The sequence below is a fragment of the Aminobacter sp. Piv2-1 genome, from assembly GCF_037625995.1.
Lineage (GTDB): Bacteria > Pseudomonadota > Alphaproteobacteria > Rhizobiales > Rhizobiaceae > Aminobacter.
This window is the reverse complement of record NZ_JARKMU010000006.1, coordinates 116,410-141,194: the sequence shown is the minus strand read 5'-3', so window position 1 is coordinate 141,194 and position 24,785 is coordinate 116,410. Positions and strand designations below refer to the sequence as shown.

At 65.1% G+C, this 24,785-nt stretch carries 33 protein-coding genes and 1 other RNA gene; 13 read left to right on the top strand and 21 right to left on the bottom strand.

Annotation, left to right across the window (positions count from 1 at the left end; all coding sequences use genetic code 11):
• Positions 1–6 precede the first annotated feature (6 nt).
• Positions 7–528 carry a 3-hydroxyacyl-[acyl-carrier-protein] dehydratase FabA gene (gene fabA / locus AmiPiv_RS12990; RefSeq protein WP_340037884.1) on the bottom strand — a complete coding sequence of 174 codons (522 nt, stop codon included), beginning with the start codon at positions 526–528 and terminating at the stop codon, positions 7–9.
• 265 nt (positions 529–793) lie between these two features.
• Here fabA and irrA point away from each other — a divergent pair, with 265 nt between their 5' ends.
• On the top strand, positions 794–1,198 hold the full coding sequence (gene irrA, locus AmiPiv_RS12985) for an iron response transcriptional regulator IrrA (protein ID WP_340037883.1): 405 nt from the start codon (positions 794–796) through the stop codon (positions 1,196–1,198).
• 32 nt (positions 1,199–1,230) lie between these two features.
• On the opposite strand, the gene AmiPiv_RS12980 is transcribed toward irrA, so the two are convergent.
• Positions 1,231–1,788 (bottom strand): SH3 domain-containing protein, encoded by a 558-nt coding sequence (locus AmiPiv_RS12980; RefSeq protein WP_340037882.1) that lies wholly within the window; start codon positions 1,786–1,788, stop codon positions 1,231–1,233.
• Positions 1,789–1,959: 171 nt separating this feature from the next.
• Here AmiPiv_RS12980 and AmiPiv_RS12975 point away from each other — a divergent pair, with 171 nt between their 5' ends.
• A complete protein-coding gene (locus AmiPiv_RS12975) occupies positions 1,960–2,961 on the top strand; it encodes a 2-hydroxyacid dehydrogenase (protein WP_340037881.1) in 1,002 nt (333 codons plus the stop codon).
• Between the two features lie 63 nt (positions 2,962–3,024).
• Here AmiPiv_RS12975 and AmiPiv_RS12970 read toward each other — a convergent pair whose 3' ends face one another.
• Positions 3,025–3,729 (bottom strand): glutathione S-transferase family protein, encoded by a 705-nt coding sequence (locus AmiPiv_RS12970; RefSeq protein ID WP_340037880.1) that lies wholly within the window; start codon positions 3,727–3,729, stop codon positions 3,025–3,027.
• 128 nt (positions 3,730–3,857) lie between these two features.
• Here AmiPiv_RS12970 and AmiPiv_RS12965 point away from each other — a divergent pair, with 128 nt between their 5' ends.
• Entirely contained in the window at positions 3,858–4,202 is a 345-nt protein-coding gene (locus AmiPiv_RS12965; protein ID WP_340037879.1) for a winged helix-turn-helix transcriptional regulator, read from the top strand.
• A gap of 30 nt (positions 4,203–4,232) precedes the next feature.
• Here the strand turns inward: AmiPiv_RS12965 and AmiPiv_RS12960 are convergent, their stop codons facing one another.
• Positions 4,233–4,556, bottom strand: a complete 324-nt coding sequence (locus AmiPiv_RS12960; protein ID WP_340037878.1) for an ArsR/SmtB family transcription factor — start codon at positions 4,554–4,556, stop codon at positions 4,233–4,235.
• Between the two features lie 51 nt (positions 4,557–4,607).
• Here AmiPiv_RS12960 and AmiPiv_RS12955 point away from each other — a divergent pair, with 51 nt between their 5' ends.
• The gene (locus AmiPiv_RS12955) at positions 4,608–5,093 is read left to right on the top strand and encodes an SRPBCC domain-containing protein (protein WP_340037877.1); all 486 of its coding nucleotides are present in this window, start codon (positions 4,608–4,610) and stop codon (positions 5,091–5,093) included.
• 22 nt (positions 5,094–5,115) lie between these two features.
• Positions 5,116–5,568: an SRPBCC family protein gene (locus AmiPiv_RS12950; protein ID WP_340037876.1), complete on the top strand. Its 453-nt coding sequence runs from the start codon at positions 5,116–5,118 to the stop codon at positions 5,566–5,568.
• 43 nt (positions 5,569–5,611) lie between these two features.
• Here AmiPiv_RS12950 and AmiPiv_RS12945 read toward each other — a convergent pair whose 3' ends face one another.
• The 4 genes from AmiPiv_RS12945 to ssrS form a co-directional block, all read right to left on the bottom strand.
• On the bottom strand, positions 5,612–6,376 hold the full coding sequence (locus tag AmiPiv_RS12945) for a TerC family protein (protein WP_340037875.1): 765 nt from the start codon (positions 6,374–6,376) through the stop codon (positions 5,612–5,614).
• 117 nt (positions 6,377–6,493) lie between these two features.
• The gene (locus AmiPiv_RS12940) at positions 6,494–7,318 is read right to left on the bottom strand and encodes a TIGR00282 family metallophosphoesterase (RefSeq protein WP_340037874.1); all 825 of its coding nucleotides are present in this window, start codon (positions 7,316–7,318) and stop codon (positions 6,494–6,496) included.
• Positions 7,319–7,326: 8 nt separating this feature from the next.
• Complete coding sequence (locus AmiPiv_RS12935) at positions 7,327–7,914, bottom strand: 5-formyltetrahydrofolate cyclo-ligase (protein WP_340037873.1); 588 nt, start codon at positions 7,912–7,914, stop codon at positions 7,327–7,329.
• A 120-nt stretch (positions 7,915–8,034) separates the two neighbouring features.
• Positions 8,035–8,190, bottom strand: a non-coding RNA gene (gene ssrS / locus AmiPiv_RS12930) — 6S RNA.
• Positions 8,191–8,649: 459 nt separating this feature from the next.
• Between ssrS and AmiPiv_RS12925 the strand changes: the two genes are divergently transcribed.
• On the top strand, positions 8,650–9,489 hold the full coding sequence (locus tag AmiPiv_RS12925; RefSeq protein WP_340037872.1) for an AAA family ATPase: 840 nt from the start codon (positions 8,650–8,652) through the stop codon (positions 9,487–9,489).
• A gap of 315 nt (positions 9,490–9,804) precedes the next feature.
• On the top strand, positions 9,805–10,251 hold the full coding sequence (locus AmiPiv_RS12920) for a GNAT family N-acetyltransferase (RefSeq protein WP_340037871.1): 447 nt from the start codon (positions 9,805–9,807) through the stop codon (positions 10,249–10,251).
• A 32-nt stretch (positions 10,252–10,283) separates the two neighbouring features.
• On the opposite strand, the gene AmiPiv_RS12915 is transcribed toward AmiPiv_RS12920, so the two are convergent.
• Entirely contained in the window at positions 10,284–11,375 is a 1,092-nt protein-coding gene (locus AmiPiv_RS12915; protein WP_340037870.1) for a glycoside hydrolase family 25 protein, read from the bottom strand.
• A gap of 226 nt (positions 11,376–11,601) precedes the next feature.
• On the opposite strand from AmiPiv_RS12915, the gene AmiPiv_RS12910 reads away from it, so the two are divergent.
• Both AmiPiv_RS12910 and msrB read left to right on the top strand, forming a co-directional pair.
• Positions 11,602–12,792 (top strand): vWA domain-containing protein, encoded by a 1,191-nt coding sequence (locus tag AmiPiv_RS12910; protein ID WP_340037869.1) that lies wholly within the window; start codon positions 11,602–11,604, stop codon positions 12,790–12,792.
• Between the two features lie 97 nt (positions 12,793–12,889).
• Positions 12,890–13,297 (top strand): peptide-methionine (R)-S-oxide reductase MsrB, encoded by a 408-nt coding sequence (msrB, locus tag AmiPiv_RS12905; protein WP_340037868.1) that lies wholly within the window; start codon positions 12,890–12,892, stop codon positions 13,295–13,297.
• 51 nt (positions 13,298–13,348) lie between these two features.
• Here the strand turns inward: msrB and AmiPiv_RS12900 are convergent, their stop codons facing one another.
• Together AmiPiv_RS12900 and AmiPiv_RS12895 are read right to left on the bottom strand one after the other, a co-directional pair.
• Positions 13,349–13,702, bottom strand: a complete 354-nt coding sequence (locus tag AmiPiv_RS12900) for a hypothetical protein (RefSeq protein ID WP_340037867.1) — start codon at positions 13,700–13,702, stop codon at positions 13,349–13,351.
• Positions 13,703–13,897: 195 nt separating this feature from the next.
• Positions 13,898–14,368, bottom strand: a complete 471-nt coding sequence (locus AmiPiv_RS12895) for an Lrp/AsnC family transcriptional regulator (RefSeq protein ID WP_340037866.1) — start codon at positions 14,366–14,368, stop codon at positions 13,898–13,900.
• 126 nt (positions 14,369–14,494) lie between these two features.
• Here AmiPiv_RS12895 and AmiPiv_RS12890 point away from each other — a divergent pair, with 126 nt between their 5' ends.
• Entirely contained in the window at positions 14,495–15,958 is a 1,464-nt protein-coding gene (locus AmiPiv_RS12890; RefSeq protein ID WP_340037865.1) for an aminotransferase class V-fold PLP-dependent enzyme, read from the top strand.
• Between the two features lie 82 nt (positions 15,959–16,040).
• Here the strand turns inward: AmiPiv_RS12890 and AmiPiv_RS12885 are convergent, their stop codons facing one another.
• From AmiPiv_RS12885 to AmiPiv_RS12875, 3 genes are all read right to left on the bottom strand, one after another.
• Positions 16,041–16,301, bottom strand: coding sequence for a DUF2312 domain-containing protein (locus AmiPiv_RS12885; protein WP_340037864.1), 261 nt, complete (start codon positions 16,299–16,301; stop codon positions 16,041–16,043).
• Between the two features lie 140 nt (positions 16,302–16,441).
• Entirely contained in the window at positions 16,442–16,750 is a 309-nt protein-coding gene (locus tag AmiPiv_RS12880) for a DUF1244 domain-containing protein (protein ID WP_340037863.1), read from the bottom strand.
• Positions 16,751–16,761: 11 nt separating this feature from the next.
• Positions 16,762–17,559 carry an N-formylglutamate amidohydrolase gene (locus AmiPiv_RS12875; protein WP_340037862.1) on the bottom strand — a complete coding sequence of 266 codons (798 nt, stop codon included), beginning with the start codon at positions 17,557–17,559 and terminating at the stop codon, positions 16,762–16,764.
• A 243-nt stretch (positions 17,560–17,802) separates the two neighbouring features.
• On the opposite strand from AmiPiv_RS12875, the gene AmiPiv_RS12870 reads away from it, so the two are divergent.
• Together AmiPiv_RS12870 and pyk are read left to right on the top strand one after the other, a co-directional pair.
• On the top strand, positions 17,803–18,291 hold the full coding sequence (locus tag AmiPiv_RS12870) for a DUF1036 domain-containing protein (RefSeq protein WP_445206955.1): 489 nt from the start codon (positions 17,803–17,805) through the stop codon (positions 18,289–18,291).
• Positions 18,288–19,724, top strand: a complete 1,437-nt coding sequence (gene pyk / locus AmiPiv_RS12865) for a pyruvate kinase (protein WP_340037861.1) — start codon at positions 18,288–18,290, stop codon at positions 19,722–19,724. Before AmiPiv_RS12870 ends, pyk begins: the two co-directional genes overlap by 4 nt.
• Positions 19,725–19,793: 69 nt before the next feature.
• On the opposite strand, the gene AmiPiv_RS12860 is transcribed toward pyk, so the two are convergent.
• The 6 genes from AmiPiv_RS12860 to AmiPiv_RS12835 all read right to left on the bottom strand — a co-directional run bounded on the left by AmiPiv_RS12860 (position 19,794) and on the right by AmiPiv_RS12835 (position 23,827).
• On the bottom strand, positions 19,794–20,852 hold the full coding sequence (locus tag AmiPiv_RS12860; RefSeq protein ID WP_340037860.1) for an alpha/beta fold hydrolase: 1,059 nt from the start codon (positions 20,850–20,852) through the stop codon (positions 19,794–19,796).
• A 142-nt stretch (positions 20,853–20,994) separates the two neighbouring features.
• The gene (locus AmiPiv_RS12855) at positions 20,995–21,576 is read right to left on the bottom strand and encodes a tetratricopeptide repeat protein (protein WP_340037859.1); all 582 of its coding nucleotides are present in this window, start codon (positions 21,574–21,576) and stop codon (positions 20,995–20,997) included.
• Between the two features lie 79 nt (positions 21,577–21,655).
• A complete protein-coding gene (gene ykgO / locus AmiPiv_RS12850) occupies positions 21,656–21,781 on the bottom strand; it encodes a type B 50S ribosomal protein L36 (protein ID WP_018429929.1) in 126 nt (41 codons plus the stop codon).
• Between the two features lie 179 nt (positions 21,782–21,960).
• Positions 21,961–23,046 carry a 5-(carboxyamino)imidazole ribonucleotide synthase gene (locus tag AmiPiv_RS12845; RefSeq protein ID WP_340037858.1) on the bottom strand — a complete coding sequence of 362 codons (1,086 nt, stop codon included), beginning with the start codon at positions 23,044–23,046 and terminating at the stop codon, positions 21,961–21,963.
• Positions 23,043–23,507 (bottom strand): 5-(carboxyamino)imidazole ribonucleotide mutase, encoded by a 465-nt coding sequence (purE, locus tag AmiPiv_RS12840; RefSeq protein ID WP_340038104.1) that lies wholly within the window; start codon positions 23,505–23,507, stop codon positions 23,043–23,045. Before purE ends, AmiPiv_RS12845 begins: the two co-directional genes overlap by 4 nt.
• A 116-nt stretch (positions 23,508–23,623) precedes the next feature.
• Entirely contained in the window at positions 23,624–23,827 is a 204-nt protein-coding gene (locus AmiPiv_RS12835) for a YdcH family protein (RefSeq protein WP_340037857.1), read from the bottom strand.
• 237 nt (positions 23,828–24,064) lie between these two features.
• Here AmiPiv_RS12835 and AmiPiv_RS12830 point away from each other — a divergent pair, with 237 nt between their 5' ends.
• Entirely contained in the window at positions 24,065–24,244 is a 180-nt protein-coding gene (locus tag AmiPiv_RS12830) for a YdcH family protein (RefSeq protein ID WP_340037856.1), read from the top strand.
• Positions 24,245–24,495: 251 nt separating this feature from the next.
• On the opposite strand, the gene AmiPiv_RS12825 is transcribed toward AmiPiv_RS12830, so the two are convergent.
• The gene (locus AmiPiv_RS12825; RefSeq protein ID WP_340037855.1) at positions 24,496–24,759 is read right to left on the bottom strand and encodes an ArsR/SmtB family transcription factor; all 264 of its coding nucleotides are present in this window, start codon (positions 24,757–24,759) and stop codon (positions 24,496–24,498) included.
• Between the last annotated feature and the right edge of the window lie 26 nt (positions 24,760–24,785).

The following is a 24,785-nucleotide window of genomic DNA, read 5'->3' as shown; positions in this document are numbered from 1 at the left end:
GGCCAATCAGGCGGCCGCAGTTTCCTGCTTCGAGAGCCCGACCTTGAGGTCTATGGCCTTGTAGATAGGTTCGCCGTCGGCCTTCAACCAGCCATCGGCGATGCCCAGCACGAGGCGGCCGCGCATGACGCGCTTGAAGTCGATGCCGTATTCGACCTTCTTGACCGAAGGCGTGACCATGCCCTTGAACTTCACCTCGCCGGTGGAGAGGGCCATGCCCTTGCCCGGCTCGCCGAGCCAGCCGAGGAAGAAGCCGGTCAGCTGCCACATGGCGTCGAGGCCGAGGCAGCCCGGCATGATGGGATTGCCGATGAAGTGGCAGGGGAAGAACCACAGGTCCGGCCTGATGTCGAACTCGGCGCGGACGAAGCCCTTGTCGAATTCGCCGCCGGTCTCGCTGATTTCGGTGATGCGATCGAACATCAGCATCGGCGGAGCAGGCAGCTGGGCATTGCCGGGTCCGAACAGTTCGCCGCGGGCGCAGGCCAGCAGTTCCTCGTAGCCGTAGCTGGATTTCTGATCGGCCATGAATACCTTCCCCGTCGCAAAGATTTCGGGCGGCGTCACGCCCTTCTTGTGTGCTCTCACTAGCACAGACTGTCTCCAGCCGGAAACCGGCGTTTGCGCTTAGCGCGACCATCTGCCCCGGTCAATGCGCGCTATTGATCGCATGTGAGCTACCGAATATATGTCGAAAATGGCTTGCCGGCAGAATATCCGGGCTCGGCGGGCTCCGCATGAGTGAAAAAGGCGAACTTCGGCGAGGCGACAGGTGGACTCCCGCAAGGCATGCATGGCTGTGGAAACGCGCGTCCGCGACGCGGGGCTGAGGCCCACGCGGCAGCGCATCGCGCTGGCTGAACTCCTGTTCGCCAAGGGTGACCGTCATCTGTCGGCCGAGGAACTGCACGAGGAAGCGCTGAACGCCGGCGTGCCGGTGTCGCTCGCCACCGTCTACAATTCGCTGCACCAGTTCACCGAGGCCGGCCTGCTGCGCATCCTGGCCGTCGAAGGGGCGAAGACCTACTTCGACACCAACACCTCGGACCACCACCACTTCTACGTCGAGGGCGAGAATCGGGTGTTCGACATCGAGTCGAGCGCGGTCACCGTCTCCAACCTGCCGGAACCGCCGGAAGGCATGGAGATCGCCAATGTCGACATCGTGGTGAGGCTGCGCTCCAAGCGCCCCGCCTGACAGGCCCGGGCCGCCCGCTTCCGGGCAATCCCTCAGTTGTCGATCGCCTCGCCGGGATAGGCGCCCCAGAGCTGCGACTGGGCAAGCCAACCATCCTTGCCGGCGAAGGTCATTTCGCACCATTCGCCGTTGCAGCGCTTGATCGAGCCGACGACGCCGGGCTCGATGAGGGCTACGGTGCGTGCGTTCTTCTCGGGCTCGGAGAGCAGGGTGATCTGGGCGTCCTTGCCGCGTTGCCAGGGGGCGGCGATCGCGGTGCGATGGCCCGACAGCATCGACTGGTTGATCCAGCTCTCGGCGCCGTCGGCGTCGCGCACCCGCCGCCAGTTGTCGTATTCCTGGATGATCTCCATGGGCAGGCCGGGCTTGAGGTACATCCAGTCCACCGCGTAGGTGACGCCGGGGCCGACACGCGAATTGACCTTGCCGGCCTTGAGACTGACGAATCGCGGCAGCGGCAGGCCGCTCGGGCCGACCCGGCTGTCCTGCGCCGCGCCCGCCTGGGCGATGAAACCGGCATTCGGCGAAACCAGGGCCAGACCGACCAGTGCTGCGCAGACGGCCAAACGAAGCGACGCGAAACCAGACACCTGTGTAACCTCTATTTGATCTTCGCGCCCTGGGCTCTTCGGCCGGCGGGCGCCCCTTTTTCTTTGTCTTCGGCGGCGCTGCTTGTTACACAGATTCCCGTCCGGTGACTGGTTTCCAGTTTCACCGCTCTTGGTTAAAGAGGTCTCAACGGGATCTTCGTCGAGGAAAGCATGACCGGCCGGAAAAAGCCTCTCGTCGTCATCACGCGCAAGCTGCCGGACCCGGTGGAGACGCGCATGCGCGAGCTGTTCGACGCTCGACTCAACGTCGACGACCGGCCCATGACGCAGCCGGAACTCGTCGCCGCGGTGAAGGAAGCCGACGTGCTGGTGCCGACGGTCACCGACACGATCGACGCAGCCCTGATCGAGCAGGCCGGTCCCAATCTCAAGCTGATCGCCAATTTCGGCAACGGCGTGGACAAGATCGACGTCACCGCCGCCGCCAAGCGCGGCATCACCGTCACCAACACGCCGAACGTGCTGACCGAAGATACGGCCGACATGACCATGGCGCTGATGCTGGCGGCACCGCGCCGCCTCACCGAGGGCGCCAACATCCTCACCGGCGACAAGAAATGGGCCGGCTGGTCGCCCACCTGGATGCTCGGCCGCCGCATCTGGGGCAAGCGCCTGGGCATCGTCGGCATGGGGCGCATCGGCACGGCGGTCGCCCGCCGCGCCAAGGCTTTCGGGCTCTCCATCCACTATCACAACCGCCACCGCGTGCTGCAGTCGGTGGAGGACGAGCTGGAGGCGACCTACTGGGAAAGCCTCGACCAGATGCTTGCCCGCATGGACATCATCTCGATCAACTGTCCGTCGACGCCGGCGACCTTCCACCTGCTTTCGGGCCGCAGGCTGGCGCTGATGCAGCCGCACGCCTATCTCGTCAACATCGCCCGCGGCGACATCATCGACGAGGAAGCGCTGGTCAAGATGCTGCAGGACGGCAAGCTCGCTGGTGCTGCGCTCGACGTGTTCGAGCACGAGCCGGCGGTCAACCCGAAGCTGCTCAAGCTCGCCGCCAAGGGCAAGGTGGTGCTGTTGCCGCACATGGGCTCGGCCACCATCGAAGGCCGCATCGACATGGGCGAGAAGGTCATCATCAACATCCGCGCCCATGTCGACGGGCACCGGCCGCCGGATCGCGTCCTGCCGCTGAGGACCTAAGGGCACCACGGGGCAGGGATCTGCCGATGCCCCCGCCAGCCTCGGCCGGCGGGGGCTCGCGCGCTACGCGGCGATGCGCGGCGCTATCTCTTCGATGTCGATGTGACCGAGGAAGCCGCCGGCAGTCACCGCAGGCGTCTCGTCCTCGATGGCATGGGCGAAGATCACGGCCGGATCGGCCTCGAGCCTGGCCATGTGGTTGTGCATGCCGGGGAACTCGCTCTCGAGGTCGAACAGCTCGAGGTCCTCGCCCCAGCGGGCGATGCCGATGAAGTAGGCGTCGGCCACCGTCCTCCTGTCGCCGACCAGCCATTCGCTGCCTTCGAGCACGCCCTGCAGATAGGCGTAGGCGCCTGCCGCCTTTTCCTTCGCCAGCTTGCGCAGGAATTCGCGGCCGGCCGTGTCGTCCTTGTCCAGCTTGAAGGCGTTCCAGGCATGGCCCAGCGCCGAGTGCAGCGTGGTGTGCAGGTAGGAGAGCATCCAGTTGAGTTCGTCGAACTCCATGGTGCCCTGGGCGAAGCCCAGTCCCTTGTCGAGGCCGCGCGCGGCGATGTTGTGCAGGATTGCCAGGCTTTCGGTCAGCGTTCGGCCGTAGCTGTCGACCATTGCCGGCGTCTGGCCGAGCGGGCTCACCCTGGCGAAGCCTTCCGAGCGTTTCGACAACATGTCGATGCGGTGCAGCCGGTAGGGCTGGCCGAGCCATTCGAGCGCCACGATCGAGCCGAACGAGCAGCCGTGGGGCACGCCGTAGAAGAGCACAGGTTCCATTTCTTGTCCTTTCGAATTCGGGCCGCGATCCGTTCGCGGCGTGCTGCAGAACCTATGCATTGCTTTCGTTCCAACAAGTACCTACAATTTTGTAAGGTACTGACTTCAAAGTAAGAATTGAGGATTTCATGGCAAAGATGCAGCCGGAAAGTTGCGGCCTTGGCCCCGCATTCCAGGTCATCGGCGGCAAGTGGAAGGCGCTGATCCTCTGGCTGGTGCATACCGAGCCGCGCCGCTTCGGCGAGCTCAAGCGGCTGGTGCCCGACATCAGCGAAAAGATGCTGATCCAGCAACTGCGCGAGATGGAGGCCGACGGCCTCGTCCATCGCGAGGTGTTCCATGAGGTGCCGCCCAGGGTGGAGTATTCGGCGACGCCGCTCGGCCAGTCGCTCGACGATGCGCTGGTACCGCTCGCCGTCTGGGGCAAGGAGCATGGTGCCGCCATCGAGGCGCGCAAGGCGAAGGTCGCCTAGGCTGCTTGCTGGAGCGGAGGAAGCTCGCCCTCAGCCTTCCAGGTCGCGTTTCAGCCGGTCCAGGATCGACATGGCGTGGCTGGCGTATTCGCCGATCCAGCGGTCGTGGATCTCTTTGATCGGCATCGAGTTGAGGTGGTTCCAGCGCTCGCGCCCTTCGCGTCTCGCCACCACCAGCTCGGCCTCCTCCAGCACCTTCAGATGCTGCATCACGGTGCAGCGGTCCATGTCGTCGAAGCGCTCGCACAGCGCGCCCGTCGTCAGCGGGCCTTCCTTCAGGCAATCGAGCATCAGGCGCCGGCGTGGATGAGCCAGGGCCTTGAAAACATTGTCGTCTTTCGATTCGATTGACATGTTATGTTTTTATAACATAATCCCTGTCGGTGCAAGCACAGGAGGTTCTTTATGTCCTTGGAATTCAAGGTTTCGGGGCGCATCGCCAAGCCCGTCCATGAGGTGTTCGACGCCGTCGTCAATCCGAAGAAGCTCAGCGCCTATTTCACCACCATCCGCGGCGCGAGTGCGCCCCTGGTAGCCGGCACCACCGTCACATGGTGGGGCTCGGTGCCGGTCGAGGTCGAGGCGGTCGAGCTGGACACGCGCATCGTACTGCGCTGGGACGCCGAGGTGGCGCCGGGCCAGCCGGCCTACAAGACCAGGATCGAGATGGGCTTCGAGGTGCTCGAGGACGGCTCGACCTTCGTCACCATCTCAGAGTCGGGCTGGGTCGAGGACGAGGTCGGCCGCAAGGCGTCCTACGGCAACTGCGAGGGCTGGGCCGAGATGCTGTCGGCGATGAAGGCCTGGCTCGAATACGGCATCAACCTGCGCGAAGGCTTTTACCCGAGCGAGATGCGCGGCGAACTGCCGACCACCAGCGAACGCAAATGAACGTCTGGTGAGGGAGACGATCGTGGGAGCCGGAGACCTGGCAAAAGATGGGGTGATCAGGCTGTCGGTCGACTTGCCGGTGCCGACCGAAATCGCCTGGTCGCTGATCACCGACAACGCCCATATCGCCCGCTGGTGGGGCGCCTACGCGACGCTGGAGCCCGTCCTGGGCGGCAGCTTCCGCGAGACCTGGAGCAACGGCAGCCGCGAGGTGGTGACCTCGGGGCGCGTGCTCGCCTTCGAACCGCCGACGCGGCTGCTGCTGAGCTGGGCCGACGACGACTGGCCCGGCCCGACCACCGTCGCCTTCGCCGTTTCCGAAGCCCCCTCGGGCGCCCGCGTCGAACTCGTCCACGACGGTTGGCAGGTCCACCCGGCCGGTCGGCGCGCGCGGCTCATGGCCGACCACGCCGCCGGCTGGCGGCATCACCTCGACAATCTCGCGGCCCATGCCGCGGGGCTTGCCGCCACTTGAAACGAAATACGGCGGGCAATTTGCCCGCCGTTCCTGTCCCTGGTCAGTGCCCGCCTGCGCTCCTGCGCTTCCGCGCCCGGTTCCGCTGCAGCATGTTGAGGCCTTCGACCAGCGCCGAGAAGCCCATGGCCGCGTAGATGTAACCCTTGGGCACGTGGAAGCCGAGGCCGTCGGCGATCAGCGTCATGCCGATCATCAGCAGGAAGCCCAACGCCAGCATCACGATGGTCGGGTTCTTTTCGATGAACTTGGCGAGCGGGGTGGCAGCCAGCAGCATCACCGAAACCGCGACGATGACGGCGATGTACATGATGCCGATCTCGTCGGTCATGCCGACGGCGGTGATGATCGAGTCGATCGAGAACACCAGGTCGAGCAGCAGGATCTGGAAGATGGCGCCGCCCAGCGACAGCTGCAGGGTGCGCGAGACCATGTCGTCCTTGTGGTCCTCGGGGTCGACCGAATGGTGGATCTCCTTGGTCGCCTTCCAGACGAGGAACAGGCCGCCGGCGATCAGGATGATGTCGCGCCAGGAGAACTCGTTGCCGAATGCGGTGAAGACCGGCGCCGTCAGCGCGACGATGAAGGAGATCGTCGCCAGTAGCACCAGACGCATCACCAGCGCGGCGCCGATGCCCAGCCGCCGCGCCGACGCCCTTTGCTGTTCGGGTAGCTTGTTGGTCAGGATCGAGATGAAGATCAGGTTGTCGATGCCGAGCACGACCTCGAGCACCACCAGCGTCAGCAGCGCCACCCAGGCGGTGGGATCGTTGATGAAGCCGATATACGGTGTCAAAAATTCCATCATCTAAGTGTCCCCAGTCCTTATGAAGTGGTCAGAATGGCAAACGAGCGGCGTTGCGGCCGCTCTAACATCTGCTGACGATGGGCGGGCAAGTAGGCATCCACTGGCCGCGCGTCAATGTCAGGACCAGAAAAACGGGACGGTTTCTTCGAGTCGCGGCCCGCGGCGCAATGGCGCGATGCGCTCGGCGAGGCCCGTCCGGTCGGAGATGTCGACGCCGACGCCGCAGATGGTCGCCGGGCCATGGGCGGCCTCGAAGCGGCCCTTCGGCACCTTCGACAGGAAGCGGTTCAGCGGCTCCTCCTTGTCCATGCCGAGCGAGGAATCGTAGTCGCCGCACATGCCGGCGTCGGTCAGATAGGCGGTGCCGCCGTTGAGGATCTGGTGGTCGGCGGTCGGCTGGTGGGTGTGGGTGCCGACGACCAGGCTGGCACGGCCGTCGACGAAATGGGCGAAGCACATCTTCTCGCTCGTCGCCTCGGCGTGGAAGTCGATCACCACCGCGTCGGCCTGCTCGCCCAGCGGGCAGGCGGCCAATTCGCGCTCCCCGGCCTGGAACGGATCGTCAAGCTCGGGATGCATGAACACCCGGCCCATGATGTTGGAGACCAGCACGCGCGCGCCGTTCCTGGCGATGTAGACGCCCGAGCCGCGGCCCGGGGTGCCCTTGGGAAAGTTCGCCGGCCGCAGGAAGCGCTCCTCGCGCGGCGCGAAGGTCAGCGCCTCGCGCTGGTCCCAGACGTGGTTGCCGGTGGTCACCACGTCGGCGCCGGCATTGATCGTCTCGCGGAAGATCTCCTCGGTGATGCCGAAGCCGCCGGCGGCGTTCTCGCCGTTGACGATGACGAAATCGAGCCGGAAATCTGAAATCAGGCCGGGCAATTGCTCCCAGACCGCCGTGCGGCCCGACTTGCCCACCATGTCGCCGAGAAAAAGAAGTCGCATGACCTCATCTACAATTCAGGGGCGAACCGGCGCAACCCGCTTTCGGTCAGGATTTCGGGGATGATCACGTCATGGTTTTCGTCCGGTACCCGCTCGACCTCCTGGCAGTCGAAGGCGATGCCGACGAGCCGCGGCTCCTTGCCCTTGTCCTGAAGCCTGGCGATCGCCCGGTCGTAGTAGCCGGCGCCGTAGCCGATGCGGTGGCCGCGCCCGTCGAAGGCGGCCAGCGGCACCAGCATGATGTCGGGGTCGAGCACCGGGGCCTCCTCGTGCGGCCCGACGGTGCCGAAGCCCATGTCGACCATCGGCGCGCCATGTACGAGTTCGCGGAAGACGATGGTGGCCTTGTCGAGGATCGCCGGCAGGCACAGCCGCGCGCCGTGCTCGCGCAGCGCAAACATCATCGGCCGCACGTCGACCTCCGAGCGCATCGGCCAGAACCCGGAAACGATCGTGCCGGGCTCGACCAGGATGTTGTCGCGCGCCGTCTCGGCCATTTCGAGCGAGGCCTCGATGCGCCAGAACTCGTCGAGCGCGTCGCGGCGCGCCAGCGCTTGCTTGCGCAGGTTCTTCTTGATCTCGCGATGTGAGGTCATGCCGGTATGTGCCCCGTTCTCTGTCGTCGCAAGTGTTTGGCACACCGGCTGCCGCAACGGCAACGCAGAAGTCGCCGCAAACAGGGCGTGGGTGGGCAGGTTTTATCTGGGTGGGGAGGGTGACGATCCACACGACCGGTGGAGAAGTCGATCCCGGAGACCTACAAAGTAGGTGGGCGCCGTATGAAAGAACCCACGGGTCCTCCCAGGGACAGCTCCCTAAGGATCGTTAAGGCCCCGGGGAAAATGCTCTCCTGCCGCGAGGCGCAGACCGTCGATGCCAATATAGGCGCTCTCCTCGCGATGCGCCATGGCGATGCGGCTTGCCGTGCAACGATATTTGCGGCGCCGGGAGAGGGTCTGGACCGCAGCTGAAGCTTGAGCGTTACGGCATGGATCCCCGGGTCTCCGCAGTTCGCTTCGCTCCTGCTTCGCCCGAGGATGACGAAGGCATGAGCGTTGCCGCCAATCTCTCAGGTGCTGAATGGCAGCAGGCTCTTCCCCTTACGCCAATTGCACACGTGGAAGTTTGGCCGAGGCAAACATGCCTTCGTCATCCTCGGGCGAAGCAGGAGCGAAGCGAACTGCGGAGACCCGGGGATCCATGCCGTAACGCTTCGGCTGGCTGGATGGTGCAGAATGCTGTCGACTTCTCGGGGTTTCAGATGATGTCATCAGGCTTGCGCGCGCCTGCCCCGCTCCTTAGGGTCGCGGCGACACTTATGAGGAATTTGAATGCGCTTTGAAGGAACGGCGGCCTATGTCGCCGACAGGGATCTGATGGTGGCGGTCAATGCGGCGATAGCGCTGGAGCGGCCGCTGCTGGTCAAGGGCGAGCCCGGCACCGGCAAGACCGAGCTTGCCCGCCAGGTCGCCGCCGGCCTCGGCCTCGCGATGATCGAGTGGAACGTCAAGTCCACCACCAGGGCGCAGCAGGGCCTCTACGAATATGACGCCGTGTCGCGGCTGCGCGACAGCCAGCTCGGCGACGACCGCTTCAACGACATCGGCAACTACATCAAGCGCGGCAAGCTGTGGGACGCCTTCGCCGCCGAGAAGAAGGTCGTGCTCCTGATCGACGAGATCGACAAGGCCGACATCGAGTTCCCCAACGACCTGTTGCAGGAACTCGATCGCATGGAGTTCTTCGTCTACGAGACCGGCGAGACGGTCCGCGCCAAGGTGCGGCCCATCGTCATCATCACCTCGAACAACGAAAAAGAGCTGCCGGACGCGTTCCTGCGCCGCTGCTTCTTCCACTACATCCGCTTCCCCGACGTCGACACGCTGCACAGGATCGTCGAGGTCCACTATCCCGGCATCAAGCAGAACCTGGTGCGGGCCGCACTCACCCAGTTCTACGAGATCCGCGACACCGCCGGCCTCAAGAAGAAGCCCTCGACGTCGGAGGCGCTCGACTGGATCCGCCTCCTGGTCGCCGACGACGTGGCCCCCGAGGACCTGCGCGCCGACCCCAGGAACGCGCTGCCCAAGCTGCACGGCGCGCTGCTCAAGAACGAGCAGGACGTGCACCTGTTCGAGCGTCTGGCCTTCATGGCGAGAAGGCAAGGGTGAGCGCGATCCGCGTAGCGGACAAAAAGCCAACGATTTGGCATGTCGAGCGACGAACGCCCGGAGCCATAGCGAAGGGCAGGGCCCGAACTCCCCCTCATCCGGCCGCTCCGCGGCCACCTTCTCCCCGTTGGGGAGAAGAGGAGGGCGAGGTGCCTCAGGCCTCCTCTCCCCTCGGGGAGAGGTCGGCCGAGCGCAGCGGAGGCCGGGTGAGGGGGAGCAATCCGGCCAGCGCTTTCCCGTGCCGTGGACCGTTGGCCGCGCAGCCGTGCTCAGGCAAATTCCCGCCCAATCAACCTGCTCACGGAAGGCAAGGCCATGACCGACATCACCATCCGCCCGCTCGCGCTTGCCGACCATGAGGATTGGCGCCGCCTGTGGACCGCCTATCTCGATTTCTACAATACGGTGCTGCCCGAGAAGATCTACCAGCTCGCCTGGAAGCGCCTGTTCAGCGACGGCGAGTTCGAGCCCAAGGGCCTGATCGCCGTCGTCGACGGCAAGGCTGTCGGCCTGACGCACTATCTCTATCACCGCTCGGGCTGGTCCGAGGCCAACAATTGCTACCTGCAGGACCTGTTCGCCGACCCGGCGGCGCGCGGCAAGGGCGTGGGCGCGGCCCTCATCGAAGCCGTCAGGCAGGAAGCGGCCAAGATCGGCGTCAAGAACGTCTACTGGATGACGCACGAGACCAACGCCACGGCGCGCAAGCTCTACGACCGCGTGGCGCGGCGCACCGGCTTCATCGAATACGATCTGCTCTAGGCCCGGCGTCCTACGGCCAGCGGCGGCGAGCCTCAGCTCGTCGCCTTCGCCAGCCAGGCGTTCCAGGTCTCCTCGTTGCCGTAGAAGACGTTGAGGTCGATCTTGCCGTCGACGCCGTGCGACAGGCCCGAACCCGAATACTGCCAGAACAGCCATTTGCGGCCGGGATAGACCTTCGACGGCGGCTGGGCGACGGCGCGCAGCCAGAACGGATAGTCGAGGAACTCGCCCTCGAGGTTGTCGCGGTAGAAGTCGGGCGCCGTGTAGATGATCGGGCGCTGGCCGTAATAGCGCTCCAGCCTGTCCATGAAGACCTGCATCTTCTCGATGATCGTCTCGCGCGGCAGGCGCCGCTTGCAGCTCGATTCGCCGTTGTATTCGACGTCGATGACCGGCGGCAGCGCGCCCTCGACCCTGGGCACGTTGCGGATGAACCAGTCGGCCTGCTCGCCGGCGGTGCGGCACCAGTAGAAGAAGTGATACGCGCCGCGGCGCAAGCCGGCGGCCCCCGCCTCGCGCCAGTTCTCCTTGAACATCGGGTCGAGGTAATCGCCGCCGTCGGTCGCCTTGATGTAGGCGAAGTTGGCGCCCTGCGTCCGCAGCTTCGGCCAGTCGATCTCGCCCTGCCAGCGCGACACGTCGACGCCATGGACGGCGAAATTCTTGGGCGACATGGCCTTGCCGAAATTGATTGGCTTGGCGTCGCGGAAGCGGCGGCCGTAGATCTGGCCCGGCGCAAACGGTGTCGCCTTCATCGGATTGGATGGCGAGACCAGCGCGATCGGCTTGGCGTCAGGGGTCGGGATGTCGTCGAGTTCGACGACTGGCGCGGCCATCGCCACCTCGACCGGCGCTTCCGTCACGGCGGCCTCCGGCACGGGCGGTGCCGCCAGCAGCCCCTGGCGCGGCATGGGCGCGGCCATCGCCTGCTGGAAAACCGGGGCGGGTGCCGCGGGCGCTGCCGCGACATCGGCCGTGGGGATCGGGCTGGCGGGCCGGGCGATGGAGCTCGTCGTTTCCCTGGACGGTGCCGACGACATGATGTCGCTCAGCCCCAGGCTCGAAGTGCAGCCTGCCAGGGCCATGCTGGCGAGAATGATCGCAGACGCGGTTGAAAAACGCATGATACCCGTACGCAAAGCAACTCGGGCCGAAGGCAGACTCGCCCCCGCTTCCCCACTGACGGGAATTGCTAACGGGAAATTACCAAGAAAGACTGAATCCGATTTTTACTTTAATTAGATTTCAGCTGTTGCAACCTTGCCGAAGGGTCGAACCTTGGCCGGTTTTGCCTGGACGGCGTCGCTGACGGGCTTGCCCGCCGGCGCGCGCGGAAGCAAAGTGCCTGCCATGTTCATACCCTTCTTCCTCGAGCTCAAGGCGGCCAAGGTTCCGGTGTCGCTGCGCGAATACCTGACCCTGCTCGAAGGTCTCGGCGCGGATCTGGTCAGCTATGACGTCGAGGGCTTCTATTATCTGGCGCGTGCGGCGCTGGTGAAGGACGAGCGCCACATCGACCGCTTCGACCAGGTTTTTTCCCACTATTTCAAGGGCGTCGAGGCGATCTCGGGCGAGGGCGGCGTCGATGCCGCCAACATCCCCGAGGAGTGGCTGCGCAGGCTTGCCGAAAAGACGCTCACCGACGAGGAGAAAAAGCTGGTCGAGGCGCTCGGCGGCTTCGAGAAGCTGATGGAGACACTGAAACAGCGGCTCGAAGAGCAGAAGGGCCGCCACCAGGGCGGGTCGAAATGGATCGGCACCGCCGGCACCTCGCCCTTCGGCGCCTATGGCTACAATCCCGAGGGCGTGCGCATAGGTCAGCACGAGAGTCGCCACCGTCGCGCGGTCAAGGTGTGGGACAAGCGCGAGTTCAGGAATTTCGACGACCAGGTCGAACTCGGCACGCGCAACATCAAGGTGGCGCTCAAGCGTTTGCGCCGCTGGGTGCGCGAGGGTGCCGAGGAAGAGCTCGACCTGCCTGGCACCATCCACGCCACCGCCGATCACGGCTATCTCGACGTCAAGACCCGCCCCGAGCGGCGCAACGCGGTGAAGCTCCTGATGTTCTTCGACGTCGGCGGCTCGATGGACGACCACATCAGTAGCGTCGAGGAGCTGTTCTCGGCAGCGCGGGCCGAGTTCCGCCAGCTCGAATATTTCTACTTCCACAATTGTCTCTACGAAGGCGTGTGGAAGGACAACCGCCGCCGCCATTCCGAGGTCCTGCCGACGCTCGACGTGCTGCACAAATACGGCCACGACTACAAGGTGATCTTCGTCGGCGACGCTTCGATGAGCCCCTACGAGATCGCCTATGCCGGCGGCTCGGTCGAGCACTGGAACCCCGAGCCGGGGGCGGTGTGGCTGCGCCGCGTGCTCGACCAGTGGCCGAACGCCGTCTGGCTCAACCCGATCCGGGAGAAGCACTGGAGCTATACGAGCTCGATCAAGATGATCTCGGACATCTTCGCCAACCGCATGTACCCGCTGACCCTGGCGGGCCTGGAGGCGGCGACCAAGCAATTGTCGCGCAAGCATTGACGGGCCGCCCAGTTCACCGTGAAGTGATGCACTGTCGCGCAAAAGCGCTCGTACCTATCTGTGCGATGAAGACATTTGAGCGTGGGAGACCATGAGCATGGACAGCAAGACCTATCCCGTCACCCGCACCGACGCCGAATGGCGCGCGCTGCTCACGCCCGAGCAGTACCAGGTGATGCGCCACCACGGCACCGAGCGTCCGGGAAGCTGCGCGCTGCTTTACGAGAAGCGCGCCGGCACCTTCAAATGCGCCGGCTGCGACCAGCCCCTGTTCGAATCCAAGCTCAAGTTCGAGAGCGGCACCGGCTGGCCGAGCTTCAACGACCCGGTCGACGGGTCGGTCGAAACCACCGTCGACCGCAGCTACGGCATGATGCGCACCGAGGTTCATTGCGCCAATTGCGGCAGCCATCTCGGCCATGTCTTCCCCGACGGTCCGCCGCCCACCGGGCTGCGCTACTGCATCAATGGAGTCGCGCTGAACTTCGAGCCGTCGGCCGGCTGAACTCCAGACATCCCGCTTTCGGGTGGAAACACCTGAAACGGAAAGGATGAGCTAGAGCAGGCTGGCGAGGACGATCCACAGCGTTGCGCCCAGCTTCAACGTGTTGGCGTTGGGCGCCGCGGTCATGTCGGCGGTCCTGAGCACGCTGCCATAGAGGAACAGGTTGTAGGGCAGCGGCGCGAGATGCACCGCAAACGCCCACCATATCGGCAGCTTCGCGGCGAGGATGAGCAGGGCCACGACCGTCGTGGCGACGTTGATCAGGCTGCCGACACCGACCATGTCGCGCCAGAACAACTGGGCGAGCGACACCTCGCCGTGCCAGCGGCGCAAGAAGAACGCCGCAAGGCCGCCGCCGACGGGCCCCGCATTGTCCGAAGGATGAAGCCGCCCGGTATCCGTCATGGCCTGACCCCATGCTGTTGCCGCACTTGCAACAGTCTACCACCCGATTAGGGCATCATGTGCGTCGTCTTTACAAGTGCGCCAAAAGTCTTGTTCTGCAACAAGGTGAACGATTGCGAAGCTTTCCGGTTCCCGCCGTCGTTCATCGCCTTGCGCCAGTGCTTCCCCGCACGCTCCCTCGCTCGCGCTTGCGTTTCATTTCAGCCGGTTGAGGTCGGCGGCGCGGTTGTCGATGATCGCTTCCATGGAAAAGAAGCCGGTCACCGTCGCCAGGTCGAAACTGGTGATCAGCTTCTGGTAGAAGGCATCGTATCCGCCCATGCCCCTGGTCACGACCTTGATCAGGTAGTCCCAGTCGCCGCCGATACGGTAGAAGTCGATCACCTCGGGCAGGCGCTCGACATGCTTGCGGAAATCGTCGGCCCATTCCTTCGAGTGGTGGCGGGTGCGGATCATCACGAAGACGGTGAGGTCGTAGCCCAGCGCCGCCACGTCGATGTCGGCATGGGTGCCGCGGATCAGGCCGGTGGTGTTAAGCCGTTGCAGGCGGCGCCAGCAGGCGTTTTGCGACAGGCCGACGCGCTCGGCCAAATCACGCTGCGAGATCGAGCCGTCCTTCTGGAGGCACGACAGGATCTTGCGATCAATTTCGTCAATCTTTTCCATCTTGGCGATTGAATGACACAATTTGCCTGCGATGTCGCGAGAAAACGATAATGTTTCTCCACTGAAACGCGATTAGACTCTTCGTCCATACCGTCGGGAACGGTTTCTGGAAGAGGAGCACGCGAAATGTCTGGCACCACCGGTTTGCTGCATGGGTTCAGGGAGAGCCTTGCAGCCGGCGATACGGTATCGGCGCTGCAGGCCGGGCTGGTCGGCCAGAACGCCAGGATCGAAGGGCCGTTCGGCGCCAAGACGCTCGTCTATGCCGACTACGTCGCCTCGGGCCGGGCACTGATGCAGATCGAACGCTTCATCCTCGAGGAAGTGCTGCCCTACTACGCCAACAGCCATACCGAGGCCTCCTACTGCGGCGGCTTCATGACCCGCCTGCGCCGCGAGGCGCGCGCGGTCATCGCCGGTTGCTGCGGCGCCACCAGGGAACACGCCGTCGTCTTCGCCGGCTCAGGTGCCACGGCGGGCCTCAACCGGCTGGTCAAGCTGCTCGGCGTCGCCGATGCGATGGCGCAGGGCAAGCGCGTGCGCGTCATCATCGGGCCCTACGAGCACCATTCGAACATTCTGCCCTGGCGCGAAAGCGGCGCCGAGGTGATCGAGATCGCCGAGGCCGCGTCGGGCGGCCCCGATCTGCAAATGCTCGATGCGGCGCTCGCGGTCGAAGCCGACCTCAAGGTCTGCGCCTTTTCAGCAGCCTCCAACGTCACCGGCATCATCACCGACGTCGCCGGCGTCACCCGCAGGATCAAGGCCGCGGGCGCCAAGGCGGTGTGGGACTATGCGGGCGGCGGGCCCTATCTGCCCATCGCCATGTCGCCTGCCGAAGGCGCCGAGATCGACGCGCTCGTCGTCTCGCCGCACAAGTTCATCGGCGGGCCGGGCGCGTCGGGCGTGCTGATCGTTCGCCGCGATGCGGTGACGACGACCAAGCCGTCCTGGCCGGGCGGCGGCACCGTCAAGTTTGTCTCATCGACGGCGCACGATTACAGCGACAGCCTCGAAACGCGCGAGGAAGCGGGCACGCCCAACGTCGTCGGCGACATCCGCGCCGCGCTGGCCTTCCTGGTCAAGGAGGCGATCGGCATCGACGCCATGCAGGCGCGTAACGCCGAGCTTACCCGGCGCGCGGTCGCGGCCTGGCAAGGCGTGGATCGGCTGGAGCTGCTGGGCTCGCTCGAACCCGGCCGGTTGCCGATCTTCTCGTTCCGGGTGCGCAACGGCCAGGGCGGCTATGTCCACCAGCAGCTCGTCACCCGCATGCTGAGCGACCGGTTCGGCATCCAGGCGCGCGGCGGCTGCGCCTGCGCCGGCCCCTATGTGCATCGGCTGCTCGCCATCGGCGACGAGGAATCGCAGCGGATGCGCGCGGCAATTCTCGCCGGCGACGAGATGAAGAAGCCCGGCTTCACCCGGCTCAACTTCAGCGTCCTGCTCAGCGAGGACAAGATCGCCTTCATCCTGGATTCGGTCGCGCAGCTCGCCGGCGACGCCGCGCGCTACGAAGGCCACTACGACCTCGATCCGGGCCGGGCCATCTTCTCCCCGCGCAGCGTCGAAATGGCCATGGCGGTTTAGCGGCAACTGACAGGATCACCCACAAACGAAAAACGCCGGCATCGCTGCCGGCGTTTTTGCATTCCGAAAGGAACCGGCGGCCTCAGACCATGCCGAGGGCGGCCTTGTAGAGGTCGAGGATCGACTCTTCTTCCGCCCGCTCGTTCTGGTCCTGCTTGCGCAGGCGGATCAGCGTACGGATCGCCTTGGTGTCGAAGCCGGTGCCCTTGGCCTCGGCATAGACGTCCTTGATGTCGTCGGCGATGGTCTTCTTCTCTTCCTCGAGGCGCTCGATGCGCTCGATGAAGGCGCGCAGCTGGCCGGCGGCAACAGTCTGGCTGGTCTCGGTGATTTCGTCGGCCATGGGGCACTCCGCAAACTTGTGACTGGGAAAAGGCGCTGAGTCGTGCGCCACGGAATTTCGGCGGGTTCGATGCCTCATGATGCGGGGAGGGTCAAGGGCAAGCCGTGGCGCAACCGGCACATCGCCGCGGAATCGGTCGTTCAGTGGTCCTTCGGGCGGTTGATCTCGAAGGCGGCCTTTTGGGCGTCGGTCGCCTCGCGCTGGTGCTTCGCCTGCCACTCGGCATAGGGCATGCCGTAGATGATCTCGCGCGACGCTTCCTTGGAAAGCTCCACGCCGGCCGCGCCGGCGGCGTCACGATACCAGTTGGACAGGCAGTTGCGGCAGAAGCCGGCGAGGTTCATCAGGTCGATGTTCTGGACGTCCGAACGCTCGCTCAGATGCTCGAGCAGGCGGCGGAAGGCGGCTGCCTCGAACTCGCGCTTCTGCGCCTCGGTAAGATCGGCCATCCTGTCCTCCTTTACAGCGGCCCGGTGCGCGAGCCGAATTGCCTGACCTCATGTATATCGGCTCGCCGGTTGATGGCGTCAACGATGGGTTCCAGCCGCCTGGCCCAGGCATCGGCGCCGGCCTCGTCGCCGATCAGGTCCTGGCGGATTTCGATCAGGGCATGGGCGAAGCCGTTGACGATGGCATGGCGGAACATGGTGTCGCCGCGCAGCGCCCCGTCATAGGGCTCGTTGTCGCCGACCACCAGCGCGGGGTCTTCCGCCAGCATCTCGATCAGCGGCCAGGCGGCGCGGTGGTCCATGTCCCACAGCACGCCCGCATGCCACGGCCGTGCGCGGCCCTGCATCACCGGCGTGAAGGAGTGGATCGACAAGAGGAACGGCGCGGTGCCGGTGCTCTGGTGCACCGAGGCGACCATGGCGCCGACGGCATCGTGGTAGGGACGGTAGAAGTTGTCGAGGCGCCGTTCGCGCTCCTCGTCCGACATCGGGTAGTTGCCCGGAATGACCGAGCCGTCATAGAGCTGGCGGATCAGGGTGGGATCGTCCTCGCCGCGATTGGGGTCGATCAGGAGCCGCGAGAAATTGGCCAGCACCGCCGGCACGCCGAGCAGCGCCGCCAGCCTGCGCGTCACCTTTTCGGCGCCGATGTCATAGGCGATGTGGCGGTCGAATTCCTCCGGCGGCAGACCGAGATCGCCATATTCCTGCGGAAGGTCGCGGCGGGCATGGTCGCAAGTCAGCACGAGGCCCAGGCGGCGGTCGCCTTCGACGATGTCGAAAGGGGCAAAAAGGGCTGTTCGCGTCATCGGCGGCAGTTTGTCCTTGGGCGGTCCTGCGGGCGCCGGCGCGACCGGCGCTGAGGTGGGGATATGTGCTAACGCCGTTGTTTTGCCAACCTTTTTTCGAATATGCCAGATGGGGCGGCAAATCACGCGGGACGCGCTCATCTAAATCGATTGGATAAGCTCATTGCCGCGCGTTGACATGCGCCCGGACATTGCCGAAAAGGGGCACCTAATATGCAGAACACGTCGAAGAGGGGCATCGGGATGGGATACGTCGGGGGGCCGCGCCTGCGCTCAACCGTCGCAGTGCTCTCCCTGTTTCTCGCCGTCCCGCTCATTGCCGCCGTCGCCGCGACGCCGGCCCGCGCCGATTTCCGCGTCTGCAACGCGACGCAGAACCTCGTCGGCGTCGGCATCGGCTACCGCGCCAAGACCGGCTGGATCACCGAGGGCTGGTGGCACATCGAAGGCTCGACCTGCAAGACGCTGATCGAAGGGCCGCTGTCATCGAGGTTTTACTATCTCTATGCAGAAGATGCCGAGCGCGGCGGCCGCTGGGACGGTCCGATCACCATGTGCGTGGCCGAGAAAGAGTTCAAGATTGCCGGCGTGACCGACTGCGTGGCGCGCGGTTTCCAGCGCGCCGGCTTCCAGGAATACGATACGGGCGAGCAGGCGAACTGGATGGTCCAGCTCACCGACGAACCCGCAACGGGCGGCGCCACAGCCGCCTCGGGAACGAACGGTCAATGAGACGCAGCCGCAAGGTCAAGATACTCGCAACACTCGGTCCCGCCTCCTCCGACGAGGCGATGATCCGCAAGCTCTTCGAGGCGGGAGCCGACGTCTTCCGCATCAACATGAGCCATACCGACCATGATTCGATGCGCACGCTCGTCGGCCGCATCCGCAAGGTCGAGGGCGACGTGGGCCGGCCGATCGGCATCCTTGCCGACCTGCAGGGACCCAAGCTCCGCGTCGGCAAGTTCGCCAACGGCAAGGAAGAGCTGAGCGTCGGCCAGACGTTTACCCTCGACGACAATCCCGAGCTCGGCACGTCGAGCCGCGTGCACCTGCCGCATCCCGAGATCCTCAAGTCGGTGCAGGCCGGTCATCGCCTGCTGATCGACGACGGCAAGCTCGAACTCAAGGCGACCAAGGCCGACGGCAAGTCGATCGTCTGCACTGTCGTCGCCGGCACCAGGATTTCCGACAAGAAGGGCGTCAGCCTGCCCGACACCGACCTGCCGGTCGGCGCGCTCACCGAAAAGGACCGCAAGGACCTCGATGCCGTGCTCGAAACCGGCGTCGACTGGGTGGCGCTGTCGTTCATCCAGCGTCCGGAGGATCTCGCCGAGGCCCGCAAGATCGCTCAAGGGCGCGCCCTGCTGCTCTCCAAGATCGAGAAGCCGCAGGCGGTCGCCCGGCTCGCCGAGATCATCGACCTGTCCGATGCCCTGATGGTCGCCCGCGGCGACCTCGGCGTCGAGATGCCGATCGAGGCGGTTCCCGGCATCCAGAAGCAGATCACCCGCGCCGCCCGCCGCGCCGGCAAGCCGGTGGTCGTCGCCACCCAGATGCTGGAATCGATGATCACGGCACCGGTGCCGACCCGCGCCGAGGTCTCCGACGTGGCTACCGCCGTATTCGAAGGTGCGGACGCCATCATGCTGTCGGCCGAATCCGCCGCCGGGCAATACCCGGTCGAGTCGGTGGCGACGATGGACCGCATCGCCCAGCAGGTCGAGAAGGACCCTACCTATCCGGGCATCATCAACGCCCAGCGCTCGCAGCCGGAGCCGACCGGCGCCGACGCCATATCGCTGGCCGCACGTGAAATCGCCGAGACGCTGAAGCTGTCGTCGATCGTCACCTACACCGCTTCGGGCACCACCGGCCTGCGCGCGGCGCGCGAGCGGCCGCAGGTGCCGATCATCGCGCTGTCGCCGATCGTCGACACGGCGCGCCGCCTGTCGCTCCTGTGGGGCACGCACTGCGTGGTCTCGCCCGACGCCGCGGATCTCGACGACATGGTCGATCGCGCCTGCAACGTCGCGTTCAACGAAGGGTTTGCCGGCGCCGGCGACCGCATCATCATCACGGCCGGCGTGCCGCTGAGGACGCCCGGCTCCACCAACATGCTGCGCATCGCCTATGTCGGGCCGGGCGGCAAGGGCAGCCGCTGAGCGAAAAGGGAATGGCGAAGTAGTGAGTAGTGAATAGACACGCCTGCCGTTCCAGGCAGGCACGCCCGACTACTCTCTACTCACTCCCGCCGCCTTCTCGTTCACGCACCCCGGGGCGTGCACGTCGTCGGCAATCCGTGCCTCGACGGCGCGGGCCGTCGCCTGCAGGTCACGCGGCTGGCCGGCGAGCTTTTCGACAGCCGCCACGACCAGATCCGGCGCCACCCAGTCCGGCTTGTGGCCGAGGTTCTTGACCCAGACCAGCTCGGCGTCCGCTATGTCGCGTGCGAGCCCGACGGAATGGATCTCCTCGTAGACGACCGTGTCCTCGTCGCCCGAAATCACCACCGTTGGCACGCCGATGTCGCGATAGCGCCGGGCCGTCGCCAGCACATGGCGGTACAGCCCTTCGACATCGATCGCATTCGCCCGGAACGCCTGCGGTCGCAGCACGAGTTTGATCGAGGCGTCGTCGATATAGGCTTGCGGCACCTGGTTGGGCGAGAAGACGCGGGTGGTCGCGGCACCGATGCGCATCAGCCCGGCCGGGTTGGCAATGGTTTCCGCGAAGATGCGGCCGATCACCGGCATGACGCTCAAGCTGTAGTACCAGGAGGTGCCGCCGCCCGGCCAGGGATGCGTCGCCGCCGACAGGAACAGCAGGCCACGCGTCTTCTCGGGATGTTCGAGTGCAAAGGTCGCGGTCACCGCGCCGCCGAACGAATGGCCGACGATGATCGCGTCCTTGATGCCGAGCTTGTCCATCAGGGCCGCGATGGTGGCCGACTGCTCCGTCGGGTCCTCGTTGTCGCCCCGCCCGCGGCCCGACCAGCCGTGGCCCGGCCGGTCGAAGAACAGCATCTCGGCGCGGCCTTCGAACCGCGGCCTCAGCGGCAGCAACTGGTCCTTCAGATTGGCACTGGCGCCGTGGATGAACACAAGTGCCGGCAGGTCGCCGCCGGGCGGCGCGGGTGCGTGCACGTAGTGTATCCTTGTGCCGTCGATGTCGACGAAGCTGCCCGCTGGCGGGTTGCGTCGCTCGATCAGCCGCGATGCCACGCGGGTTGCGCCCGCAAGCGCCAGAACCAGCGCAACAAGCAGGGCCGGGATTGCGGTGAGAATGTTCATGCGGGAAGGGGTACGCGAGCGAATGGGGAATGGCGAGTAGCGAGCAGTGAATAGTGAGCAGGTGAGTGTGCCCGCTGATGCGAAAAGCGCCAGCCCTGATTCCTGATAAATACTCGCTGTTCCCTATTCCCTGTTTGCTTCCTCAGATGCCTTCGCCTGCCAACTCTTCCGACAGCCGCGACACCTCGTTCTGGGCGTTGCGCAACATCGGGTAGATGTCGAGCACGCGCTGCCATGCCTTAAGCGCCAGTTCGTCGCGTCCGGTCGCCGTCATGATCTGGGCCATGCCCGACAGCGCGCCGAAATGCCGGGGCTCGAGTTCGAGCGTGTGCTCGATGTCGGACATCGACTTGCGATAGTTCTGCATCAGGAAGTGCACGGTGGCGCGGCGGTTCCAGCCTTCGGCATAGCTGGGGTCGAGCGTGACGATCTGGTCGAGGAAATCGAGCGCGACGTCGTATTTCTTGGCTTCTATGGCCTGTTGCGACCACAGCATCATCAGGTCGACGGAAGAGCTGCCGGACTTGTTCCACTCATCCCAGATGCGGCTGGCGATGCGCTCGGCGGCCTTTTCGTTGCGCTCCCGCTTCAGGTCGGAAAACAGGACCTGCAGCGGGCTTTCCGCCTTGGCCACCGCTGCGCTGCTTGGCGTTTCGGCCAATAGCGCCTCGGGCGACAGGCTGGCTGTTAGCACCATGGCAAAAATGGCAAAAACGCTCCGCATGCGGAAATTCTAGACCCCCGCATGGGAACGTCAAACTGAAATTGCCGTGATGCGCCGGCCGCGGGCGGCCGGGCCTACATCAGCCCTGGCGAGCCTTGTAGCGCGGGGCGGTCTTGTTGATGATGTAGATGCGGCCCTTGCGACGAACCAGCTGGCAGTCACGGTGGCGGCCCTTGAGCGCTTTGAGCGAATTCTTGATCTTCATGTCACTGACCCGTCGATGGGGCCCATCAGTCGGGCCGAAACAAAAGCGCGCCAAACAGCGCGCCCAAATTGTGTGTTTGGCTCATAGACGAGGAGTCGCGGCCAGTCAACCGCAGGCGTGGCATTCCGTAGCCCTTTCCTGCAGCCCTTTTGCGACGTTGCAGTTGGCTGGCCGGCTTGTTATCGCCGGATGGTCGAAATGCGGGTGAAATGGCCCATCTTGCGGCCCGGGCGGGCCTCGGCCTTGCCATAGAGATGGACTGCGACGTCGGGCTCGGCGAGCAGCGACGGCACCCGGGCGATGTCGTCGCCGACGAGGTTTTCCATCACGCAGTCGGAATGGCGGTTGGCATTGCCCAGCGGCAGGCCTGCGACTGCGCGGATGTGCTGTTCGAACTGCGAGACCGTGCAGGCCGCTTCCGTCCAGTGGCCGGAATTGTGCACGCGCGGCGCCATTTCGTTGGCCAGCAGCGAGCCGTCGGAAAGGACGAAGAACTCGATGCCGATGACGCCGACATAGTCGAGCGCCGAGAGGATGCGCCGGGCGGCGTCGCGCGCCGCTTCGGCGGTCTCCGGACCGATCGCGGCAGGCACGGTCGAGGTGTGCAGGATGCCGTTTTTGTGGACGTTCTCGGCGGGGTCGAAGACCGCCACGCTGCCGTCGGTGCCGCGCGCCGCGATCACCGACATCTCGCGCTCGAAGGCGACGAAAGATTCGAGGATCAGCGGCACGTTGCCGAGCGAGGCGCAGGTGCCGTCGAAGCCGCCCATGGTCATGTTGCGGAAGACCATCTGGCCCTTGCCGTCATAGCCCATGCGGCGGGTCTTGAGGATGCCGCTGCCGCCGAAGGCATGGAGGGCGTCGGCGAGGTCCTGGTCGTTTTCCACAGGGCGGAAGTCGGCTGTGGATATCCCGATGCTGTTGAGGAAGGTCTTCTCCGACAGCCTGTCCTGCGAGACCTCCAGCGCGCGCGCCGGCGGATAGACCGGTGCGCTGCGCGAAAGATGCTCGGCGGCCACGACCGGCACGTTCTCGAACTCATAGGTCACGACGGCGCTTGCGCTGGCGAGTTCGTCGAGGGCGGCGGGGTCGTCATAGGCGGCGACGATCTGGCGATTGGCGACTTGCGCGGCAGGGCAGTCGGCCTGGGGCTCGAGCACGATGGTCCTGTAGCCCAGGCGGGCGGCGGCCATGGCGAGCATCCGGCCGAGCTGGCCGCCGCCGACGATGCCGATGGTCGCGCCGAGGGGGAGGGGGGCCGTCACGCTTCGTCCGTCGGCCGTTCGGCGACCCGGGCGGTCTGGGCGGCGCGCCAGTCTTCGAGCCGTTGGGCGAGTGCGTCGTCCGACAGCGCTAGCACGGCCGCGGCCAGCAGGGCCGCATTGGCCGCGCCCGCCTTGCCGATGGCAAGGGTGCCGACGGGAATGCCGGCCGGCATCTGGACGATTGAAAGCAGCGAATCCTGTCCCGACAGCGCCTTCGATTCGACCGGCACGCCGAACACCGGCAGCGAAGTCATGGCGGCGGCCATGCCGGGCAAATGGGCCGCGCCGCCGGCGCCGGCGATGATGACGCGGAAGCCGGCGGCCTTGGCGCCCTTGGCGAACTCGTAGAGGCGGTCGGGGGTGCGATGGGCGGAGACGATCCGTGCCTCGTGCGAGATGCCCAGCACGTCGAGCAGTTCGGCGGCATGGCGCATGGTCGCCCAGTCGGACTGGCTGCCCATGATGATGGCGACGTCGACCCTGTCCTTGCTCACGCGCGGCACCTCTGTTTGACAGGCTGCGCTTAGCGGAATTGCAGCCGGATCGCAACAAAGCCGCGCCGGCGCGGCGCCGATTCTCAGGCTATGATGTCGGGAATGATCCGGTCCTCGATCTGGGCGATCTTGTCCTTGAGAACCAGCTTCTTCTTCTTCATGCGCTGGATCTGGAGCGGATCGCAGCCGGTCGCGATCATCGCGTTGATCGCGACATCGAAATCGGCATGTTCTTGCTTCAAGCGTGCAAACTCGAGACGAATCTCGGCCTGTTCCTGTTCCGACATGTCTACCGTCTGCAAACTCACTGGCGCACCCGGGCGCTCCAAAGGCGGGGGCCGGAAACTCTTGTCACCGGCGCGAAGCCCTTATCACATTTCGGGCTGTCAGGAAATGCTACCACATCATATTCGACATCTCCGAAAGGGGGTGGCAGACTGTCACGGTTCCGTCACAGAGCGCTGTCTGCGGTGGGCACGCTCGTGTGCGGTGCAATCATGAATCCATGAAAGGGAGATCCAATCATGTCTCTTGCATCCCATCTTGAAGAGCTTCAGCGGAAACATGGCGACATCGAACGTCAGCTGGACGAAGCGATGAACCATCCTTCCGTCGACGACCTGCAACTCGTCGCGCTGAAGCGTCGCAAGCTGGCGCTCAAGGACGAGATTGAGAAACTGAAAGGGTCGCCGACCCAGCACTGAGGTCAGGACGTCGGTCTTTTCAGGGGCTGCATCGGCTGATGCGGCCCCGGATAACGGCGGCAGTCACGCATTGCCGCCGAATTTGTCTGGGCATGATTCCGTCAATTCCAAACTAGGCCGGTGAGGGCCGGAGCCAAGCGAACCGCTTGCTGGAGCAATTCCAGGAAAAATGCGCAGCGGCTTTCTGTCCGGAATTGCGCCGCAACAACGAGATGGAGCGTCTTCGCGCTTCGAAGAAATGCGGAAGTATTCTAACCTTCCCAGAACTGATCCAGCCAGAGGTTGAGCTTGCGGAAGCCGCTGTTGCTGACCGCATAGAACCGCTTGGTGCCTTCGGCACGGGCGCTGACCAGCCCCGCATCGAGCAGCACCTTGAGATGCTGCGATACGGCGGGTCGGGAAACCGGCAATCCCTCGGCAAGCTGCGTCACCGTCTTCGGACCGCGGCGCAATTCCTCGAGCAGGCGGCGTCGGTTGGCGTCGGCGATTGCCAGAAACGTATCGTGGGCAGTCATCCATCCTTTGTGCCGCAACACGCCGG